Source organism: Anaerovibrio sp., assembly GCF_045637405.1.
In the GTDB taxonomy this organism is placed as follows: Bacteria; Bacillota; Negativicutes; order Selenomonadales; family Selenomonadaceae; genus Anaerovibrio.
This window is the reverse complement of the sequence record NZ_JAZTZI010000004.1, coordinates 21,835-28,692: the sequence shown is the minus strand read 5'-3', so window position 1 is coordinate 28,692 and position 6,858 is coordinate 21,835. Positions and strand designations below refer to the sequence as shown.

Here is a 6,858-nt window from a genome sequence, read left to right as displayed (position 1 = left end):
ACCCTCGAGACCCGTTTACGGGTTGCTAATAAAAAATGCGTGGCTGGCAGGCCAATAAAAAAGCCCACTTGTGGGCAGCCAATAGAAAAGGGCTATGCCCGAAACTGAAAAACCACCCGCTAGGCGGGTGGCTGTTTATTTTTATCAGATTTTTTCAATGGTAGGCTCTGCGCCGTTATTTATGCAGTCTGCTGTAATAGTTACCTTGCGGTTGTCATCGGAGCGTGGAATGTCAAACATGACATCCAGCATGGTGTCTTCGATTATTCCCTTTAGGGAACGGGCACCGGTTTTTCTTTCAATAGCTTTTTTGGCAACAGCTCTGAGGGCTTCCTCATCAAATTCCAGTTGCACGTTGTCCATTTCCATCAGCTTCTGGTATTGCTTTACCGGAGCATTTTTTGGCTCAGTGAGGATTCTCAAAAGGGCATCCTCATCCAAATTTTCCAGGGTACAGATGATTGGGAGACGGCCAATGATTTCCGGGATAATACCGAATTTCATCAAATCCTCTGGGGTGGTCTGGTGAATCAGTTCATCAAATTTTGGCTTGTCATTCTTGCCCTCAATCTTGGACCCAAAGCCCATGTTGGCATCATTTTTCCTGAGGCGCTTGGCGATGATCTTGTCGATGCCCACGAAGGCACCACCAACAATGAAGAGAATGTTCTTTGTATCTACCTTGATGGTTGGGGCCTCAGGGTGCTTGCGTTGGCCTCTGGCGGTAAATTCAACCACATTGCCCTCCAGCATTTTTAGCAAAGCCTGCTGCACACCTTCATGGCCGGGATCGGCAGTAATTGTATTATTTTCACCTGATTTTCTGGCAATTTTGTCAAATTCATCAAGATAAATAATACCATGCTCGCAGCGGCTGATATCCTTGTCGGCAGCGTAGTATAGGTTACGCACAGCCACTTCCACGTCGGCACCTACGAAGCCTGCTTCCGTAAGACTGGAGGCGTCTGTAACGGCAAATGGAATGTCCAGCATTCTGGCCAGATGGGAAAGAAGTGCAGTTTTACCGCACCCGGAAGGTCCAAGGATAATAACATTGGACTTCTCGATCTCGTCACCGTCATCCTCAGGGTGCTGAAAACCGTATTTCATACGCTTATAATGGTTATAAATTGCTACGGAAAGCACCTTTTTGGCCTGATCCTGATTGATGATGAACTGGTCAAGATATTCCTTTACCATATGCGGCTTGATGCGGTTGAGCTCATCGTTGATGGCCTTTTCAGTCTCAATATGCTGCTGGGCTTCTTCCACCTCTTTATGGTCCTCAATAAGATGATATATATCTTTTATGCAGTTGGCACAAAGGGAAAAACCGGAACGAGGGTCATAGATTGGCACATCATACTGGGTTTTCGCCACTACCTTTCGCTTACAGAAGCTACAGGTAACTGTAGGGTCATTACTGTTCATAAGAGTTTACCTTTTACCTTTCTATATCCATGTTATCTTTTCTCTCATAAAGTCTCCTACATATTATGGTAGAAAAGCGATTTTTTTTCAAGAAATTTTTCTGTGGAAAATGTTGCATGGGTATATTCGGTGTGTTATAATATCACAAGTTAGGCGCAGTGCGTCTAAAAAGTTGATTTTTTCGGCTTTGCCCCTATTTGGGAAGCATCGTCGGACCAAGTCTTCGCAGAGAGGACTTGTAATTCTCCCAATTATGGGGAAAAGCGAGGTGTATAGAATGAAGGCAGGTATTCATCCAGAATTCCATGAGGCAAAGGTTATTTGCGGTTGCGGCAACACCTTTACTACTGGCTCTACCAAGACTGAGCTGAGAGTTGATGTGTGCTCCAAGTGCCATCCTTTCTTCACTGGTCGTCAGCGCGATATCGCTGCTGGTGGTCGTATTGAGAAGTTCAACAAGCGTTACGCAAAGTAATAACGAGCTTTAAGATGTCCCTTCCTCTTTAGGTGTGGGAAACAAACTGCAACAGCTGGCGAGTATATCTTCCAGCTCGTTGAAACGCTAATTGGAAGATTTTTCTTCTAAAGAAGAAAAATTTGAACAATGGCGTTATAACTCAATCATTAATGAGCAGGGCAGAAATGCTCTGCTCATTTGTATATGCGGATTTTTAAAAAGCAATCACCCTGTAGGGGTTAAATATATATGAGGTTTTTATGAGTGAGAAAAAGTTAAGTATCGGTGGTCAGGCCGTTATAGAGGGTGTAATGATGCGGGGGCCGGAAAAGGTTGCCACCGCTGTCCGCACCCCTGATAAAAAAATAGAATTGGATATTAGACCGGTTAATTCCATCAGCGACAGGTTTCCTATTTTGAAGAAGCCAATGCTGCGTGGCTGTGTTTCCCTGGGGGAATCCCTGGTCATGGGCCTTCGTTCCCTGTCCTACTCTGCCCAGATGGCAGGGGAGGATGAGCAGCTGACAGACAAGGAACTGGCAGGAACCATTGTATTTGCCTTTGTAATGGCAGCAGTGCTGTTTGTGGCTATTCCCACCGGGGCGGCCAAGCTGTTCCATTTTATTACTGAGGACCCTGTATTTTTGAATCTTATGGAGGGAGCCCTGCGTCTATTGATTTTTGTTGGTTATATTGGTGCCATTTCATTGATGAAGGATATCCAGCGGGTTTTTCAGTATCATGGGGCGGAGCATAAAACGATTGCCTGCTTTGAGGCTGGTGAAGCATTGACTGTGGAAAATGTAAAAAAGCATACCAGACTTCATAAACGTTGCGGTACATCCTTTTTGCTTATCGTTATGCTGGTAAGTATTTTTGTCTTTGCCTTTTTGGGGTGGCCGGATTTGTGGCTGAGAATTTTAAGCCGGGTAATACTCTTGCCGGTGGTGGCTGGTATTTCCTACGAAATCATCAAGCTATCGGCCAATTCAGATAACTGTGTCCTTGGATGGGCCATTAAGCCAGGTCTGTGGCTTCAGTACATGACCACCCGGGAACCGGATGACGATATGATAGAGGTGGCCATTGAATCAGCCAAGGCAGTTCTGCCGGAGGATAAAATTCCTGCTGGTACCGCCAATTATATACAAGAAGTGTAGAAACACGATAATGTTATGATGGTGTTATAACGAGCTTTAAGATGTCCCCCACCTCTTTAGGTGTGGGAAAACAAACTACAACAGCTGGTGAGCATATCTCCCTGCTCGTTGAAACGCTAATTGGAGATTTTTCTTCTAAAGAAGAAAAATTTGAATAATGGCGTTATAAAAACAAAAAAGGAAAATATATATGAATATAATGGATAAATTGCAGGCTGTGGAGAATAAGTTTCTGGAGCTGGAATCCCTTATCAGCGACCCCTCTGTTTTGGAGGATATGAATAAGTGGCAGCGTTATAATCGGGAGCATTCCTCCATGCAACCTATTATTGAAGCATACAGAGAGTACAAGACTGTATGCCAGGGTATTGAAGATAACAAGGAAATGCTCAGTGAGGGCATTGATGATGATGAGTTCCGTCACATGGTGGAGGATGAGCTGGCAGATTTCAGAAAGCGCAAGGAAGAGCTGGATCAGGAGCTGCCTATTATGCTTCTTCCAAAGGATCCAAATGATGATAAAAATGTTATTGTGGAAATCCGTGGCGGCGTAGGTGGTGAGGAAGCAGCTCTCTTTGCAGGAGATTTATTCCGCATGTATTCTCGTTACGCCGAAAGTCAGGGCTGGAAAATTAATATCATGGATGCCAATGCCACGGAAATCGGCGGCTTTAAGGAAGTGTCCTTTGCCGTTGAGGGCTATGGTGCCTACAGTAAGCTGAAATATGAAAGCGGTACCCATCGTGTACAGCGTGTGCCCGTTACTGAGTCGGGTGGCCGTATTCATACCTCTGCAGTAACGGTGGCAGTGCTTCCGGAGGCCGATGAGGTGGATGTGGATATTCGCAATGAAGATTTGCGCATTGATACCTACAGGGCAGGTGGTGCTGGAGGACAGTATGTAAACAAGACGGAGTCCGCCATTCGCATTACCCATTTGCCAACGGGTATTGTGGTGCAATGTCAGGATGAAAAATCCCAGCTAAAGAATAAGGAAAAGGCCATGCGTGTTTTGCGGGCCAGAGTTTTGGAGCAGGCCCAGCAGGAGCAGGCAGATACAATTGCAGCTGACAGAAAAAGCCAGGTGGGCTCCGGTGATAGAAGCGAGCGCATAAGAACCTATAATTTTCCACAGGGGCGGGTAACGGATCATCGTATCGGTCTTACCTTGCACAAGCTGGACGCTGTAATGGACGGTCAGCTGGATGAAATCTTAAATGGTCTTATTACTGCAGATCAGGCTGAGCGCATGAAGCAGGTTGATTAATTTTTACAGATATATGAGGAATGTATGGCAGAGGAAATTTGGACAATAGGAAAATTGTTAAAATGGACTGAGGAATATTTCACCAAGGCAGGTATCGACACACCCCGTCTTGATGGTGAGGTGCTTCTTTGTCATGTTCTGAAAAAGGAACGTATACATCTATATGTTCATTTCGATCAGCCTCTGACCAAGGAAGAGCTGGCCCAATATAAAATGTGTATAAAGGAAAGGGTTCAGCATAAGCCGGTGGCTCATATTGTAGGCCATAAGGAATTTATGGGCCTTGATTTTAAGGTTAACGAGGCTACCTTAATTCCCCGTCCCGATACGGAGATATTAGTGGAGGCTGTGATTTCCCGTCTGAAAACCGGCCAGGAGGGCTTGGGCACCATTGCAGATATTGGAACCGGCTCCGGTGCAATTTGCTTGTCATTGTTAAATTATTTGCCGGATATTAAGGCAGTAACTGTGGATATATCCCCTGAAGCCATAGAGGTGGCCAAGGAAAATGCCGAGCTTTTGGATCTTTCTGATAGAGTGGAATTTTGCCACGGGGATATGCTGGAGCCCATAAGGGACAGGAAGTTTACGGCTATTGTATCTAACCCTCCGTACATTCCGGAAGACGATATTGATGGACTGGAGCCTGATGTGAGGGATTTTGAGCCAATTTCAGCTTTGGTGGCAGGCCCTGACGGACTGGATTTTTACCGCCGTCTTGTAGCTGAGGCGGGAAATATGATAGATGATGATGGATTTTTGGCTCTTGAAATTGGCATTAATCAGGCGGAAGCACTGAAGGCTCTTGGACAGGAGCATGGCTGGGGCCGTTGTGAAATCGTTAAGGATTTGGCAGGTATTGACAGGGTAGTGATTTTATGGAAACAAAAATAATTTCTATTGATGATGTGGAAAAGAATATGGATTCCATAAGGGAAGCTGCCAAAATGCTGAGAAATGGACAACTGGTGGCAATTCCTACAGAAACGGTATATGGACTGGCGGCAAACGGATTGGATGAGGTGGCTGTTAAGTCCCTTTATGATGCCAAGGAGAGACCATATTATAAGGCCTTTTCCCTGCAGGTGGCCGACGTGTCCATGGTGAAGGATATAGCGTCCCGGGTTCCTGATACGGCTTTAAGGCTGTTTGAGAGATTCTGCCCAGGACCGATTACCATAGTCCTTCCGCGGAAGGATTCCATTCCTAAACGGGTTACTGGTGGCAAAAATACGGTGGGAATCCGTATTCCTGACAATGATGTGGCCTTGGCGGTGCTGCGGGAAGTCGGTGTACCTTTGGCAGTACCTAGTGCCAATATTTCCGCTCATCCAAGTCCTACTTCCGCAAAGATGGTATATGATGATATGAAGGGTTTGATACCTCTTATTTTAGATGGTGGTCCATGTAATTTGGGGATAGAATCTACCATAGTGGACTGCACCGGTGATGAGCCAATGATTATCCGCCATGGGGCGATATCGGAAAAAGAAATAATGGAATGTGTATAGAATTTAAGGCTGAGAGATAATCTGTTGTTTTTCTCAGTCTTTTTATTTTTGTATGGAAAAATAAAGGAAACAAAGGTTTTGTGTAGAAAGTAGAAACTGCGGAGTTTGAGTAGAAAAAAATGTTGGGGGAGATGTATATATTTTATGAATATGGAATATGAAAATATGCAGCTTTTTGAAGATCAGCCAATTCGATGTGCATGGAATGAGGCTGAAGAAGAATGGTATTTTTCTATTGTGGATGTAGTGGCTGTTTTGACAGAAAGTAAAAATTCTGCAGCATATTGGCGTAAGTTAAAACAAAGACTCAAGGCTGAGGGAAATGAAACCGTGACAAATTGTCACGGTTTGAAATTAAAGGCAGTTGATGGTAAGCGTCGTCTTACCGATGTTGCCAACACTGAGCAATTATTGCGTATTATTCAGTCTATTCCATCTAAAAAGGCAGAGCCATTTAAGCTATGGTTAGCACAGGTGGGCAAGGAACGAATAGACGAGACCCTTAATCCTGAACTTATTGCTGAGAGACTGATAGCAACATATGAGCGAAAAGGCTATACAAAGGAATGGATTAACCAGCGGCTAATGGCTATTAGTGCCAGGAAAGAGCTTACGGATGAATGGAAAGAGCGGGGAATAAAAAAGGGTAAAGAATATGCTATGCTTACTGATGAATTGACTCGTGCCTGGAGCGGCATGACTACTAGGCAATACAAAAAAATGAAGGGGATAAAAAAGGAAAGCTTGCGTGACAACATGAGTACTACAGAATTGGTACTGAATATGCTAGCAGAAACTGCTACAAAAGAATTTTCTGAGGCTGAGAGACCAAAAGGCTTTTCACAGAGTGTTTCTGTGGCAAAGCGTGGTGGCAAGGTGGCAGGGGATGCCAGAAAGGCTATTGAAAAAGGAACGGGAAAAGCTGTAATTACCAATAAAAACGCCATGGAGCTGAATCATGTAGTGACACAGATGATAGAAGCTAGCGTAAATGTTGTTATAGATAACGAGAATGAGGAGAACTCGTAATAG

Annotated in this window: 7 protein-coding genes; 6 read left to right on the top strand and 1 reads right to left on the bottom strand. The window is 44.6% G+C overall.

Annotation, left to right across the window (positions count from 1 at the left end; all coding sequences use genetic code 11):
- Positions 1-144: 144 nt before the first annotated feature.
- Entirely contained in the window at positions 145-1,431 is a 1,287-nt protein-coding gene (gene clpX / locus ACKI5G_RS00620) for an ATP-dependent Clp protease ATP-binding subunit ClpX (protein WP_407396643.1), read from the bottom strand.
- A gap of 277 nt (positions 1,432-1,708) precedes the next feature.
- On the opposite strand from clpX, the gene rpmE reads away from it, so the two are divergent.
- From rpmE to ACKI5G_RS00590, 6 genes are all read left to right on the top strand, one after another.
- Positions 1,709-1,906: a 50S ribosomal protein L31 gene (rpmE, locus tag ACKI5G_RS00615; protein WP_027397886.1), complete on the top strand. Its 198-nt coding sequence runs from the start codon at positions 1,709-1,711 to the stop codon at positions 1,904-1,906.
- 242 nt (positions 1,907-2,148) lie between these two features.
- A complete protein-coding gene (locus ACKI5G_RS00610) occupies positions 2,149-3,048 on the top strand; it encodes a DUF1385 domain-containing protein (RefSeq protein ID WP_407396641.1) in 900 nt (299 codons plus the stop codon).
- A gap of 196 nt (positions 3,049-3,244) precedes the next feature.
- Positions 3,245-4,315: a peptide chain release factor 1 gene (gene prfA / locus ACKI5G_RS00605; protein WP_407396645.1), complete on the top strand. Its 1,071-nt coding sequence runs from the start codon at positions 3,245-3,247 to the stop codon at positions 4,313-4,315.
- A gap of 24 nt (positions 4,316-4,339) precedes the next feature.
- Entirely contained in the window at positions 4,340-5,209 is an 870-nt protein-coding gene (gene prmC, locus ACKI5G_RS00600; RefSeq protein WP_407396639.1) for a peptide chain release factor N(5)-glutamine methyltransferase, read from the top strand.
- Positions 5,194-5,826 (top strand): L-threonylcarbamoyladenylate synthase, encoded by a 633-nt coding sequence (locus tag ACKI5G_RS00595; protein ID WP_407396637.1) that lies wholly within the window; start codon positions 5,194-5,196, stop codon positions 5,824-5,826. Before prmC ends, ACKI5G_RS00595 begins: the two co-directional genes overlap by 16 nt.
- A gap of 144 nt (positions 5,827-5,970) precedes the next feature.
- The gene (locus tag ACKI5G_RS00590) at positions 5,971-6,855 is read left to right on the top strand and encodes a Bro-N domain-containing protein (RefSeq protein WP_407396635.1); all 885 of its coding nucleotides are present in this window, start codon (positions 5,971-5,973) and stop codon (positions 6,853-6,855) included.
- Positions 6,856-6,858: the final 3 nt, after the last annotated feature.